A 13,684-nucleotide genomic window follows, 5' to 3' on the forward strand; every position below is an offset into this window, starting at 1 on the left:
TCGGATCGACCACCAGCGCCAGGCGCTCTTCGATATTGGAAACCAGCTTCTGGAAGTAAGGCACCGGCTCCAGCGTCTCTTCATCGCGGTAGACCCCGACCACGCTGATACGCGCGCTCGGCACATGCTCAAGCACCCCTTCCATCATCCCCAGACCGGCGCGCAGAATCGGCACTACGGTGATTTTTTTACCTTTGATTTGATCGATTTCCACCGGGCCGTTCCAGCCTTCGATGGTGACGCGCTCGGTTTCCAGATCGGCGGTGGCTTCGTAGGTCAGCAGACTGCCGACTTCCGACGCCAGCTCGCGGAAGCGCTTTGTACTGATATCGTGCTCACGCATCAAGCCCAGTTTATGTTTGACCAGCGGGTGTTTAACTTCCACGATCTTCATTGGTGTTCTCCCGGAATGAGTTGAGCTAAAAAAAAATCGCGGGATTATACCGCCTTTTCGCAAGCGCGCCATATGTCGTTGCGCAAAGAGGGAAACATTAGTTCCTGTATTCAAGGATTGATGAAAATCGTCCGGCGCGCAATTTGACCAGGCAATGGGGCTCGCAAACGTTTGCCTGCGCTGTTAGAATTGCCGCGCTTTTTGTTAACCACCAACCGCAATCGCGTGGGGATTCCGCAGTGACCGACAAGACCTCTCTCAGCTACAAAGACGCCGGCGTTGATATCGATGCTGGTAATGCTCTGGTTGACCGTATTAAAGGCGTAGTGAAAAAGACTCGCCGCCCGGAAGTGATGGGTGGGCTGGGCGGTTTCGGCGCACTTTGCGCGCTGCCGCAGAAATATCGCGAGCCGGTGCTGGTCTCCGGAACCGACGGCGTCGGCACCAAGCTGCGTCTGGCGATGGATCTGAAGCGCCATGACGCTATCGGCATCGATCTGGTCGCCATGTGCGTGAACGATCTGGTGGTTCAGGGCGCGGAACCGCTGTTTTTCCTCGACTATTACGCCACTGGCAAGCTGGATGTCGAGACCGCTTCTTCTGTTATCACCGGCATCGCCGAGGGCTGCCTGCAGTCCGGCTGCGCGCTGGTCGGCGGCGAAACCGCAGAAATGCCGGGCATGTACCACGGCGAAGATTATGACGTGGCCGGTTTTTGCGTCGGCGTGGTCGAAAAATCGGAAATTATCGACGGGTCAAAAGTGCAGGACGGCGACGTGCTGATCGCGCTGGGCTCCAGCGGCCCGCACTCCAACGGTTATTCGCTGGTGCGCAAAATTCTTGAAGTAAGCCAGACCGATCCGCAGACCAAACAGCTGGACGGCAAACCGCTGGCGGATCATCTGCTGGAGCCGACCCGCATCTATGTGAAAAACATTCTGAGCCTGATCGAGCAGGTCGATGTGCATGCGATTGCTCACCTGACCGGCGGCGGCTTCTGGGAAAATATTCCGCGCGTACTGCCAGATAATACCCAGGCGATTATCGACGAGAAGAGCTGGGAATGGCCTGCCGTCTTTAACTGGCTGCAGCAGGCGGGCAACGTCAGCCGTCACGAGATGTACCGCACCTTTAACTGCGGCGTAGGCATGGTGATTGCGCTAAGCGCTGCCGAAGCGGATAAAGCGGTCGAGCTGATGCGCGCCGCAGGCGAGAAAGCCTGGAAAATCGGCGTGATTAAAGCCTCAGACTCGGAAGAGCGCGTGGTTATTAACGCATGAAAAAGCTGGTTGTGCTGATTTCCGGCAACGGAAGCAATCTTCAGTCCATCCTCGACGCCTGCACCAGCGGGCGTATTAACGGCAGCGTCGCTGCCGTTTTCAGTAATAAATCGACCGCTTTCGGCCTGACGCGCGCGCGCGAGGCGGGCGTGCCGACCCATACGCTGGCGGCCAGCGATTTTCCTGACCGCGAGGCGTTTGATCGCCAGCTGATGCAGGAGATTGACGCCTACGCGCCCGATCTGGTGGTGCTGGCGGGTTATATGCGCATTCTGAGCAGCGCCTTTGTCGCTCACTATCAGGATCGCCTGCTGAATATCCATCCTTCGCTGCTGCCGAAATACCCCGGCCTGCATACCCATCGTCAGGCGCTGGAGAACGGTGACGCTGAACACGGCACCTCCGTACACTTCGTCACCGACGAACTGGACGGCGGCCCCGTCGTGCTGCAGGCCCGCGTACCGGTCTTCCCCGGCGACGACGAAGATGAGATCACCGCGCGCGTGCAGCATCAGGAGCATGCGATCTATCCGCTGGTGGTTAGCTGGTTTGTCGAGGGACGTTTAGCGATGCGCGAAGGCAAGGCCTGGCTGGATAATCAGCCACTGCCGCCGCAGGGCTATGCGTACGATTAACAGCTACCGGGCCGTTGCCAACTGACGGCTCGCAAAGTCACACGCAGGCGTCCCGCAACAGGGACGCCTTAACCCTTTTGCAATGGGTTGTATCACCCTCCGCTAGCCGTAGCGTCCGGTAATGTAATCCTCGGTGCGCCGGTTGCGCGGCGAGGTAAAAATGCGATCCGTTTCATCAAACTCCACCACCGCGCCCTGATGCATAAAGGCGGTGTAGTCGGAGACGCGCGACGCCTGCTGCATATTGTGGGTGACCAGCACCAGCGTAAAATGCTGTTTCAGCGTGGTCATCAGCTCTTCGATCACCAGCGTAGAGATGGGATCGAGCGCCGAGGTCGGCTCATCCAGCAGCAACACCTCTGGTTCGATAGCAATGGCGCGGGCGATCACCAGACGCTGCTGCTGACCGCTGGAAAGCGTCAGGGCGTTCTGCCCTAGCTGATCTTTTACTTCGCTCCACAGCGCCGCCGCGCGCAGCGCGCGTTCGCACGCCTCGTTCAGCACCCGCCGGTCGCGCACGCCCTGCAGCCGCAGGCCATAAACCACATTTTCATAAATCGATTTGGGGAACGGATTGGGCCGCTGAAACACCATGCCGATACGACGCCGCAGCGCCGACAGATCCTGCGACGGCTGCATAATGGCGTGGTCGCCCAGCAGAATTTCGCCCTCAATACGGCAGCTATCCACCACGTCGTTCATGCGATTAAAGCAGCGCAGCAGCGTCGATTTGCCGCAGCCAGACGGCCCAATCAGCGCGGTAATGCGCTTCTCAGGAATACGCAGCGAAATATCATGCAGCGCCTGACGCTCGCCATACCACAACGAAAGGTGGTTTAGCGTCAGCGCCGTTTCGGTATCGGGCATCATAGTCATCATCTTTTATTGGGTCATCAGGCGATAGCGTTCGCGCAGCCGATGGCGCAGCGCCATCGCCAGCAGGTTGAGCGACAGAATAATCAACACCAGCAACAGCGCCGTAGCGTACACCAGCGGGCGATCGGCCTCGACATTGGGGCTCTGAAAGGCGAGATCGTAAATCTGGAAGCCGAGGTGCATAAATTTGCGGTCGAGATGCAGATAAGGAAATACCGCATCGACCGGCAGCTCCGGCACCATTTTTACCACGCCCACCAGCATCAGCGGCGCGGTCTCTCCCGCCGCGCGCGCCACTGCTAAAATCAGGCCGGTCAGCATCGCGGGAAGCGCCATTGGCAGCACGACGTGCCACAGCGTTTCCGCCTGGGTCGCGCCCAGCGCCAGCGAGCCCTGACGCAGCGAGTCAGGTATACGCGACAATCCCTCTTCAGTGGCGACAATCACCACTGGCAGCGTCAGCAGCGCCAGCGTCAGCGACGCCCACAGCAGCCCAGGCGTGCCGAACGTGGGATTAGGCAACGAACGGGAAAAGAAGAGCTGATCGAGCGTGCCGCCTGCCAGCCAGACAAAAAAGCCCAGCCCAAAAACGCCATACACAATCGACGGCACGCCCGCCAGATTTACCACCGCGATGCGCACCAGCCGCGTCAATGCGTTGCGACCAGCATATTCATGCAGCCAGATGGCGGAGATGACGCCAAACGGCATGACGACCAGCGACATCAGCAGCACCATCAGTACGGTGCCGAAAATCGCTGGAAAGGCGCCGCTTTCGCTTTCGCCATCCGCGGGCGAATCGCTGACGAAATGCCAGATCTGACGCAGCGTGTGCGTTAGCTTTTGCTGCGCGTTCATGGTGTTAGGACGCCATGCCTCAACCACCTGTGCCAGCGGAATGGCATGTTCGCGATCCTGCGCGTCGCGCAGAATCAGCACGTCGCGCTGGCTCTCGCGCTGCAAGTCAGCCAGCTGGCTGCTGAGCCGGGCGAAACGGCGCTGCAACGCCGCCTGGTTGGCCTCGAACTCCGACAGCGCGCGCGTATCGAATTGCTGCTGCTGCCGTAGCCGATCGGCGCGCACGTCCAGCGCCGCCAGCTGGTCGTTGAGGCGCGTCAGATCGACATGGCGAATGCGGTTGATTTTATGCAGTAGCGCGCGCACCTGATCCAGCCGCTGGTTCAGCAGCGCATCGGGATCGCGCGCCGTCAGCGCCTCGTTATCTTCGCGCAGGCCGGCAAACCAGCCGTAGGCGTTGCCGCCGCTGCGCCGCTGCAGCACCATCACCTCTTTCGGCTGGCTGACATTCAGCGCCTCACGCGCATAGATCACGCGGAAATCGGGCGCGTCCCAGTCGCGGTTGCCGGTTTTAATCAGGTAGCGATGGACCTGGCTTACCGGCGGCAATGAATCATTCTCCGCTGCTGGCGCGGGGAAATGGGGTTGATGCTCAAGGGTTTCGCCCAGCAGCGCCGTCGGCTGGCCGCCGGGCTGCGTCATCTGGTAGAGATCGACGCGCTGCGGCCAGAAGGCGCGCACTCCCTGCCACGCCAGCAGCGCAATCATCAGGGTAAAAGCCAGCAGACAGACGCCGACCGCGCCTGCGGTCAGCCAGCGCCAGCGGTCATTTTGTCGCATCGCCTTCATGCCTGGCCCTCGTGCTGGCTGTATCGCTGGCGCAAGCGCTGACGGATCAGCTCGGCCAGCGTGTTAATAATCAGGGTAAAGACCAGCAGCATCAGCGCGCTGAGAAACAGGATTCTGTAGTGCGCGCTGCCTGCCGCCGCCTCCGGCATCTCAATGGCGATGTTAGCGGAAAGCGCGCGCAGCCCGGAAAAAAGACCGCCCTGGCTCTGCGGCGTGTTGCCGGTCGCCATCAGCACAATCATGGTTTCCCCTACTGCGCGGCCAAAGCCAATCATCAGCGCGGCGAAAATGCCAGCCGACGCGCCCGGCAGCACCACTCGCGTCAGGGTCTGCCAGGGCGTTGCGCCCAGCGCCAGCGACCCCTGCCCCAGCGCCGCAGGCACGCTGAACAGCGCATCCTCCGAGAGGGTAAAAATCAGCGGCACCAGCGCGAAGCCCATCGCCAGACCGGCAACCAGCAGGTTGCGCTGTTCATAGTGCGGCAGCCATTCCGCAGCGTCGCGCATCAGGAAGGTGGGGATAATCAGCGTAGCCAGCGTCACAATCAGCAGTAACGGCAGCAGCAGCATCACTTCGCGCCCCGGCTGACGCCAGCGCGGCGGCAGATGCCGACTGAGCGCGCCGCAGATAAGCAGCGTCGCCGCCAGCGTCAGCGGCAGCAGCAATACGCCGAGCAGCGCCTGGCTGATATGCGGCGCCAGCCACAGCCCGGTGATAAGCCCAATAACCACGCTGGGCAGCGCGCCCATCATCTCGATTGCCGGTTTAACCCAGCGTCGCAGGCCCGGCGCCATAAACCAGGCGGTATACATGGCGGCCGCCAGCGCCAGCGGCGTGGCGAACAGCAGCGACAGCGCCGCCGCTTTCAGCGTACCGGCAACCATCGGCATAAAGCTGAACTTAGCCTGATAGCTGTCTGCGGCGTTAGTAGACTGCCAGACCCAGTCCGGCGCGGGGTAATTTTCATACCAGATTTTTTGCCAGAAGCTGCGCCAGCTAACGTCTGGCCAGGGGTTGTCGAGACGCAAGACCTGCCAGCTGCCAGCGCGCTCCAGCAGCAGCGCGTCGCCGCGCGGCGAGAAGGCGGCGCTTTCTATCCCAGGCGCAAGCTGGCGTTGCAGGACGGGGCCAGGCTGCTTGCTGGCGAACAGTTTCAGCGCGCCGCCGGGCTCCAGCGTGGCGAAGACGCGGCGCTGCGTTTCTGTGACGATCTCTGCGGTCGGGCTGCTCCCGGCGAAAGTGCGAATTTCATGCAGGCGCGGCCCTTCCGCTCCGGCGATAGCGAACCACTGCGTGACGCCGCGGCCATCCTGAATCAACAGGCTTCGCCCGCCTGCCAGCAGATGCAGGCTACGCGGCGGCTGCGCCAGCGACACCGTTTCGCGCAGCGTCGCCCGGTCGTCGTCGAGCTGCCAGACGCGCAGCACGTTGCCCTCACTGGCATAGAGCAGATCGCCCTGCGGCGACAAAAGCAGATGATCAGCATGCGCCTGCGGCAGCTCGACGATGCGCGGTGCCTGCTGAGGTGCCAGCGTCAATACGCGCAGGCCCGAGTCGGTCAACACGCTGACACGCCATTTGGTTTCGTTTAGCGTCGCCAGCGCCATCGCTTTTACTGCGCCCTCCGGCAGCCGCAAAGGCGTATCGCCGAGCGGATAGTGCCATGCGCCGTCTACCGGCTGCAGCAGCGTCAGCGCGCCCTGCGCGTTAAGCAGCAGCGTGCGCTGGTCAGCGCTGCTGACCACCTGTTGCGGCGCCGGACGCAGCATCAGCGGCGTTTCCGCGGGCTGACCGTTAAGCGGAATAAAGCGCGCCGCGCCATCCTGTCCGATCCGCCAGCCCCGATCGCCCTGATTTCCCACCATCAGCGCGGGCTCGCTATCCCACAGCCGCTGCGCGGCCTGGGGATGAACGCCCGGCGCGGCGAACAGCGGCAGTACCACCCAAATCAACCAGAAAAAGAGCAGCAGCATCAGCAGTAAAATAGCGATGCCGCAGGATGTGACCAGACGCCGCGTGAAGCGGTCGATAGCGCGGCGACGGCGGTCGCTGAAGTTGACGGGAATATGCTTTAGGCTCATGCGGCTCTGAATGAGATCGGTAGTAAGCCGCTATGTTGCCCGTAGCTGGTTGATAAGACAACTATTGACGTTGGACAAGGTTGCCATACTCTCGCCATAATGATGTTGGACACTGGTTCTTTAAGTCCTGCGAACGCGATATGGAGTCAGAATGGGTCAGGAAAAGCTGTATATAGAAAAAGAATTGAGCTGGTTGTCCTTCAACGAGCGCGTTTTACAAGAAGCGGCGGACAAAACCAACCCGTTAATTGAGCGCATGCGTTTTTTGGGGATCTATTCCAATAACCTTGATGAGTTTTACAAAGTACGCTTTGCCGATCTTAAGCGGCGCATCCTGATTGGCGAGGAGCAGGGATCGCCCGGCCTGCCGCGCCATCTGCTGAAGAAAATTCAGCAGCGCGTCATGAAGTCGGAACAGGAATTCGACGGTCTCTATAACGAGCTGCTGCTGGAGCTGGCGCGCAACCAAATCTTTTTGATTAACGAGCGCCAGCTTTCGCCCAATCAGCAGGTATGGCTGCGCCACTACTTCAAACACGATTTGCGTCAGCACATCACGCCGATCCTTATTAATCACGACACCGATCTCACCGAGTTCTTAAAAGATGACTATACCTACCTGGCGGTAGAGATCATCCGCGGCGAGGAGATTCGCTATGCGCTGCTGGAGATCCCTTCCGATAAGGTTCCACGCTTCGTTAATCTGCCCGCTGAATCGCCGCGCCGCCGCAAGCCGATGATCCTGCTGGATAACATCCTGCGCTACTGTCTCGATGACATCTTTAAAGGCTTCTTTGATTACGACGCGCTGAACGCCTATTCAATGAAGATGACGCGCGATGCGGAATACGATCTGGTTACTGAGATGGAGTCGAGCCTGCTGGAGCTGATGTCCTCCAGCCTCAAGCAGCGTCTGACCGCCGAGCCGGTGCGTTTTGTTTATCAGCGCGATATGCCTGACGCCATGGTGGAGCTGCTGTGTAATAAGCTGACCATCTCCAACTACGATTCAATCGTGCCGGGCGGCCGCTACCATAACTTTAAAGATTTCATCGGCTTTCCGGACGTTGGCAAAAGCAATCTGGTCAACCGCCCGCTGCCGCAGATCCGCCATATCGGCTTCGACGGCTTCCGTAACGGCTTCGACGCCATTCGCGATCGCGACATTCTGCTCTACTATCCCTACCACACCTTTGAGCATGTGCTGGAGCTGCTGCGTCAGGCCTCCTTTGACCCGAGCGTGCTGGCGATCAAAATCAACATCTATCGCGTCGCGAAGCATTCGCGCATTATGGATGCGATGATGCACGCCGCCTATAACGGCAAAAAGGTGACCGTTGTGGTGGAGCTGCAGGCGCGTTTCGACGAAGAGGCCAATATTCTGTGGGCCAAACGCTTAACCGAAGCGGGCGTGCACGTTATTTTCTCTGCGCCGGGCCTGAAGATTCACGCCAAGCTGTTCCTGATCTCACGTAAAGAAGGCGACGAAGTGGTGCGCTACGCCCATATCGGTACCGGCAACTTTAACGAGAAAACCGCGCGTATCTATACCGACTATTCGCTGCTGACCGCCGATGCGCGCATCACCAACGAAGTGCGCCGGGTATTTAACTTTATTGAAAACCCTTATCGCCCGGTGAGCTTTGAGCACCTGATGGTGTCGCCGCAGAACTCGCGTCAGATGCTCTACCAGCTGATCGATGCGGAAATCGCCAACGCGCAGCAGGGTCGCCCCTGTGGCATTACGCTGAAAATTAATAACCTGGTGGATAACGGTCTGGTCGATCGTCTCTATGCGGCATCCGGCGCAGGCGTGAAGGTCAATCTGCTGGTGCGCGGCATGTGTTCGCTCATTCCCGATTTGCCTGGGATCAGTGAAAATATTCGCGTGATCAGTATCGTTGATCGCTATCTTGAGCACGATCGCGTCTATATTTTCGAAAACGGCGGCGACAAAAAAGTCTTTCTCTCTTCCGCTGACTGGATGACGCGTAATATCGATCATCGCATTGAGGTCGCAGTCGCGATCCTCGATCCGCGCGTGAAACAACGCATTCTGGACATTATCGCTATTCTGTTTAGTGATACGGTGAAAGCGCGTATCGTTGATAAAGAGTTGGGGAACCGCTATGTTCCGCGCGGCAATCGTCGTAAGGTCCGCTCTCAACTGGCGATTTATGATTACATCAAGAAACTGGAACAGCCTGAATAATCTATGCCCATTTCTCATAAAAGTACGCCAAGACCGCAAGAATTTGCGGCAATCGATCTTGGCTCAAACAGCTTTCATATGGTCATCGCGCGCGTGGTCGACGGCGCTATGCAGGTGCTTGGTCGTCTGAAGCAGCGCGTGCATCTGGCTGACGGTCTGGACAGCAAAAATCGCCTGAGCGAAGAGGCGATGGAGCGCGGGCTGAGCTGCCTGGCGCTGTTCGCTGAACGTTTGCAGGGTTTCAGCGCGAGCAACGTCACCATTGTTGGCACCCATACCCTGCGTCAGGCGGTAAACGCGGAAGAGTTTCTGCAGCGCGCGGCGGAGGTCATCCCCTACCCTATCGAGGTCATTTCCGGTCATGAAGAGGCGCGCCTGATTTTTATGGGCGTCGAACATACGCAGCCGGAGAAAGGACGCAAGCTGGTGATCGACATCGGCGGCGGCTCGACCGAACTGGTGATCGGCGAAAACTTCGAGCCGCAGCTGGTTGAAAGCCGCCGCATGGGCTGCGTCAGTTTCGCTCAGCTCTATTTCCCCAACGGTGAAATCAGCCGCGAAAACTTCCGCCGCGCGCGCCTTGCGGCGACGCAAAAGCTGGAGACGCTGGCGTGGCAGTATCGCCTGCATGGCTGGCAGTACGCGCTCGGCGCGTCGGGCACCATCAAGGCGGCGTGCGAAGTGCTGCAGGCGATGGGTGAAAAAGAGAAGATGATTACGCCAGAGCGGCTGGACATGCTTTATGACGAGGTTATGAAGCATAAATCATTCAACGCGCTGAGCCTGCCGGGCCTTTCTGAAGAGCGTAAATCGGTGTTCGTGCCGGGGCTGGCGATTATTTGCGGCGTGTTCGACGCGCTGGCGATTCGCGAGCTGCGCCTCTCTGACGGCGCGCTGCGCGAAGGCGTCCTCTACGAGATGGAGGGCCGTTTCCGCCATCAGGATATCCGCAGCCGTACGGCGCAGAGCCTGGCGAACCATTACGCCATCGACAACGATCAGGCGCGTCGCGTGCTGGATACCACCGATCAGCTCTATCTGCAGTGGCGCGATCAGAATCCTAAGCTGGCGAACCCGCAGCTGGCGGCGCTGTTGAAGTGGGCAGCGATGCTGCATGAAGTCGGACTGACCATTAACCACAGCGGTATGCAGCGCCACTCCGCCTATATTCTGCAAAACACTAACCTGCCCGGTTTTAACCAGGATCAGCAAACGCTGCTGGCGGCGCTGGTACGCTTCCATCGCAAAGCCGTCAAGGTCGAAGATCTGCCGCGCGTCACGCTGTTCAAGAAAAAACAGTTCCTGCCGCTGCTGTTTCTGCTGCGCCTTGGCACCTTACTCAATAATCAGCGTCAGGCGACTACGCGACCCGACTCGCTCAAGCTGACCACCGATGAGGGGCACTGGACGCTGACGTTCCCGGCGGGCTATTTCAGCCAGAACAATCTGGTGCAGCTCGATCTGGAGCGTGAACAGACCTACTGGACTGAGGTCACCGGCTGGAAACTGACGCTGGAAGAAGAAGCCTGAGGAGGTGGGCGCCTGCGCCCACGTAATAAAAGCGAACCATGATTAAAACTGAAAACTATTTTGCCGAGACTTATGGGCTGACGCCGACCCACTCTGAAGTGCTGGCGGCGCTGCCTTATCTCAATCCAGGCAAAGCGCTGGATCTTGGCTGCGGCAATGGCCGCAACAGCCTGTTTCTGAGCCAGAATGGCTTCGACGTCACCGCCTGGGATCATAATCCCGCCAGCCTGGCGCGCCTTGAGCAGATCGTCGCGCAGGAAGGGATAACCAATATTCATACCGAGCAGCGCGACCTGAATCAGACGCGCTTCAATGGCGGCTACACCTTTGTGCTCTCCACGGTAGTGATGATGTTCCTGCAGCCGGAAACCATTCCGCAGCTGATTGCCGATATGCAGGCGAGTACGGTGAGAGACGGGCATAACCTGATTGTCGCGGCAATGAGTACCGATGATTACCCCTGCCCGCTTGCTTTCCCCTTTACTTTTAAGTCGGGCGAGCTGAGCCACTACTACCGCAACTGGCATATCCTGAAATACAACGAGCACGTTGGTCAGCTACACAAGCGCGATGAACAAGGCAACCGCATCAGCTGCCGCTTCGCCACCCTGCTGGCGCAAAAAGCCAGCCTGTAAACCGGGGCTGCGCAACGCGGCCCACTCCAGCCCTGCTCTTTTTTTAATCGGCGGTTGATTTCAACGCAGCATTATGACTAAATGTTGCCATCGCCCGACAGGGTAATTACAGGAAACACCTCGCGTGAACAGCGCCATCCCTTCCCGAAGACGTCCCAAATCCGGTTCCTTTACCCGGATCGTTTTACTGATTAGCTTTATTATTCTTGTTAGCCGCCTGATCTTTATCCTGCCTGCCGCTTTTGAACATCATCAGCAGAAAAAAGCCGCGCCGCAATCTGCCCCTTTGAGCACCGCTATCCGCGACAACACTTAACCGTCTTGACCCTTTGCCGCTTGCGGCTAAACGCAGTCTGAATAACCGCGTCTTTTTTTGCGTCCTTTTGCGAGGCGAACCGCTACACTTCGTGCTGTAACTTTCAGACACAAGGGACTCGTTATGTCTGCCTCGCATACTCAACGTTTAAGTGAAATTCGTCATCGCATTCTGACGCTGCTGCTCAGTGAGCCAGATCTGGTGGACGCACTGCTGGAGAAATCCGGTGAGCGCAGCCCTGAACAGCAACGTGAAAATGCGGCTCACCAGGCTGCGCTGGAGCAGGATATCGCTCAGCTGCACGCAGCGGATTTAGCCGATATCCTTGAAGCGCTGCCGGAAGAGGAGCGCCAGGCGCTGTGGCGTCTGGTTCCTACCGCACAGCGCGGCCATGTGCTGGTCGAGGCTTCTGAAACCGTCTGGGCCAGCCTGACGGAAGAGATGAGCGACCGCGATATCCTGCGCGCCATTGAGCCGCTCGATATTGACGATCAGGTCTGGCTGGCGCGCTACCTGCCGCGCGATCTGACCGGTCGCCTGCTGGCGACGCTGGAGCCGGGTCAGCGCGCACGCGTGCTCAGCGTGGTCGATTTTGATCGCGATCGCGTCGGGCGCATTATGGATTTCAATATTCTGACGGTGCGCGCCGATGTCACGCTGGCAACGGTGCAGCGCTATCTGCGCCACAGAAAAAGCATGCCGAACGGCACAGACAAAATTTTCATTACCGATGAAAACAACCTGCTGCTGGGCGAGCTGTCGCTGACCGATATTCTGCTGAACAAACCGAAAAAACGCGTCGAGGAGGTGATGAACACCTCGCCCACCACCTTTCAGCTTAATGATAAAGCCGAGGACGCGGCAGGCGCGTTTGAACGCTATAACCTTATCTCCGCAGCGGTAATCGACGCGAAAGGCAAGCTGATTGGGCGCGTCACCATTGAGGACGTGGTCGATCTGGTTAACGAAGAGAATGAAAGCAATATTCGCCGTATGGGCGGCATCAGCCAGGAAGAGGATGTGTTCGCGCCGGTGCGCAAAGCCGTGCGCCGACGCTGGGCCTGGCTGGCGGTCAATCTCTGTACCGCCTTTATCGCGTCGCGCGTTATCGGCCTGTTTGAAGACACCATCTCCCAGTTGGTGGCGCTGGCGACGCTGATGCCAATTGTAGCCGGTATCGGCGGCAATACCGGCAACCAGACCATTACTATGATTGTGCGCGCGCTGGCGCTGCATCAGGTCGAACCGGGCAACTTCTCGTTTTTGATTGCGCGCGAACTGGGCGTCGCATTGCTTAACGGCCTGTTCTGGGGCGGCGCAATGGGGCTGATTACCTGGCTGATGTACGACAATCTCGAACTGGGCGGCGTAATGATGCTGGCGATGATGCTTAATTTGCTGCTGGCGGCGCTAATGGGCGTGTTGATCCCGCTGATCATGACCAGACTGAAACGCGACCCGGCGGTAGGCTCCAGCGTGCTGATTACGGCGATTACCGATACCGGCGGCTTCTTTATTTTCCTCGGTCTGGCGACGCTGTTTTTGCTGCATCATTGATTGTTGACGTCAGCGGCGGATGCCATACAGTGCGCGTAGCGTTGCATCGTCTGCTGCAGGTTGAGCCGCAGCGTTACCTGTGCCAGCTCGCGCACCGCGGCGGGAATAACGTAGCTGCCGCGCTGTTCCAGCCACTCCAGCACATCTGCCAGATGCCAGAGCGCGGTTTTGCCGTCATGCACCGGCAGTGGAAACTGCGGGCTATGGCTGAGCATCAGCTTACGCATATTCTGCCGGGAAACGCCGATAATGTCGGCGACATCCGTCAGGCCGACAAGGTCGGGCGCAGCCTCGGTGAGCTGCGCCCCAGGCACCGCGCTCTGCACATTCCTGATGGCGCTGAGTACCGCTCGCTGTGCACGGGATGCCTCACGGGTAAACTCAAGCGCCACTTTTCCCGGCACGCCCAGCCCCACCAGCGCATCGTCACAACCCGCCTCGATCAGCCGCTTTAACAGCTCTTCTTCCGGTAAAAAAGGTTTCGGCAGCTGAAAACGCAGCGTAAAAATATATTCCATGTT

General features: G+C 58.8%; 12 protein-coding genes. 7 read left to right on the forward strand and 5 right to left on the reverse strand.

What is annotated here, in order from left to right; translation table 11 throughout:
• Nucleotides 1–394, reverse strand: a 394-nt coding sequence (gene upp, locus B3797_RS13235; protein ID WP_311791319.1) for a uracil phosphoribosyltransferase, incomplete at its 3' end; no start/stop codon positions are given.
• Nucleotides 395–633: 239 nt separating this feature from the next.
• Here upp and purM point away from each other — a divergent pair.
• Together purM and purN are read left to right on the forward strand one after the other, a co-directional pair.
• Nucleotides 634–1,674, forward strand: a complete 1,041-nt coding sequence (gene purM, locus B3797_RS13240; protein WP_126689532.1) for a phosphoribosylformylglycinamidine cyclo-ligase — start codon at nucleotides 634–636, stop codon at nucleotides 1,672–1,674.
• Nucleotides 1,671–2,309, forward strand: coding sequence for a phosphoribosylglycinamide formyltransferase (gene purN / locus B3797_RS13245; protein WP_311782910.1), 639 nt, complete (start codon nucleotides 1,671–1,673; stop codon nucleotides 2,307–2,309). Before purM ends, purN begins: the two co-directional genes overlap by 4 nt.
• A gap of 102 nt (nucleotides 2,310–2,411) precedes the next feature.
• Here purN and pstB read toward each other — a convergent pair whose 3' ends face one another.
• Genes pstB through B3797_RS13260 form a run of 3 tightly spaced genes read right to left on the reverse strand, consistent with a single transcriptional unit; the run spans nucleotide 2,412 to nucleotide 6,913 of the window.
• Nucleotides 2,412–3,179 (reverse strand): phosphate ABC transporter ATP-binding protein PstB, encoded by a 768-nt coding sequence (gene pstB / locus B3797_RS13250; protein ID WP_311782911.1) that lies wholly within the window; start codon nucleotides 3,177–3,179, stop codon nucleotides 2,412–2,414.
• Nucleotides 3,180–3,191: 12 nt separating this feature from the next.
• The gene (gene pstA / locus B3797_RS13255; protein ID WP_311791320.1) at nucleotides 3,192–4,832 is read right to left on the reverse strand and encodes a phosphate ABC transporter permease PstA; all 1,641 of its coding nucleotides are present in this window, start codon (nucleotides 4,830–4,832) and stop codon (nucleotides 3,192–3,194) included.
• Nucleotides 4,829–6,913, reverse strand: a complete 2,085-nt coding sequence (locus tag B3797_RS13260) for an ABC transporter permease subunit (protein WP_311791321.1) — start codon at nucleotides 6,911–6,913, stop codon at nucleotides 4,829–4,831. The genes pstA and B3797_RS13260 overlap by 4 nt, the downstream gene beginning before the upstream one ends.
• A gap of 151 nt (nucleotides 6,914–7,064) precedes the next feature.
• On the opposite strand from B3797_RS13260, the gene ppk1 reads away from it, so the two are divergent.
• The 5 genes from ppk1 to mgtE all read left to right on the forward strand — a co-directional run bounded on the left by ppk1 (nucleotide 7,065) and on the right by mgtE (nucleotide 13,163).
• Nucleotides 7,065–9,125, forward strand: a complete 2,061-nt coding sequence (gene ppk1 / locus B3797_RS13265) for a polyphosphate kinase 1 (protein WP_311782914.1) — start codon at nucleotides 7,065–7,067, stop codon at nucleotides 9,123–9,125.
• A gap of 3 nt (nucleotides 9,126–9,128) precedes the next feature.
• Nucleotides 9,129–10,655, forward strand: a complete 1,527-nt coding sequence (gene ppx / locus B3797_RS13270; RefSeq protein WP_311791322.1) for an exopolyphosphatase — start codon at nucleotides 9,129–9,131, stop codon at nucleotides 10,653–10,655.
• 38 nt (nucleotides 10,656–10,693) lie between these two features.
• Complete coding sequence (tehB, locus tag B3797_RS13275; RefSeq protein ID WP_311782916.1) at nucleotides 10,694–11,290, forward strand: tellurite resistance methyltransferase TehB; 597 nt, start codon at nucleotides 10,694–10,696, stop codon at nucleotides 11,288–11,290.
• 124 nt (nucleotides 11,291–11,414) lie between these two features.
• Nucleotides 11,415–11,606, forward strand: coding sequence for a YfgG family protein (locus B3797_RS13280; protein WP_311782917.1), 192 nt, complete (start codon nucleotides 11,415–11,417; stop codon nucleotides 11,604–11,606).
• 123 nt (nucleotides 11,607–11,729) lie between these two features.
• The gene (gene mgtE / locus B3797_RS13285) at nucleotides 11,730–13,163 is read left to right on the forward strand and encodes a magnesium transporter (protein WP_311791323.1); all 1,434 of its coding nucleotides are present in this window, start codon (nucleotides 11,730–11,732) and stop codon (nucleotides 13,161–13,163) included.
• On the opposite strand, the gene B3797_RS13290 is transcribed toward mgtE, so the two are convergent.
• Complete coding sequence (locus B3797_RS13290; protein WP_311791324.1) at nucleotides 13,157–13,681, reverse strand: DNA-binding protein; 525 nt, start codon at nucleotides 13,679–13,681, stop codon at nucleotides 13,157–13,159. The genes mgtE and B3797_RS13290 overlap by 7 nt on opposite strands.
• Between the last annotated feature and the right edge of the window lie 3 nt (nucleotides 13,682–13,684).

The organism is Pantoea sp. UBA5923 (assembly GCF_002431095.1).
Taxonomy (GTDB): domain Bacteria; phylum Pseudomonadota; class Gammaproteobacteria; order Enterobacterales; family Enterobacteriaceae; genus Pantoea; species Pantoea piersonii.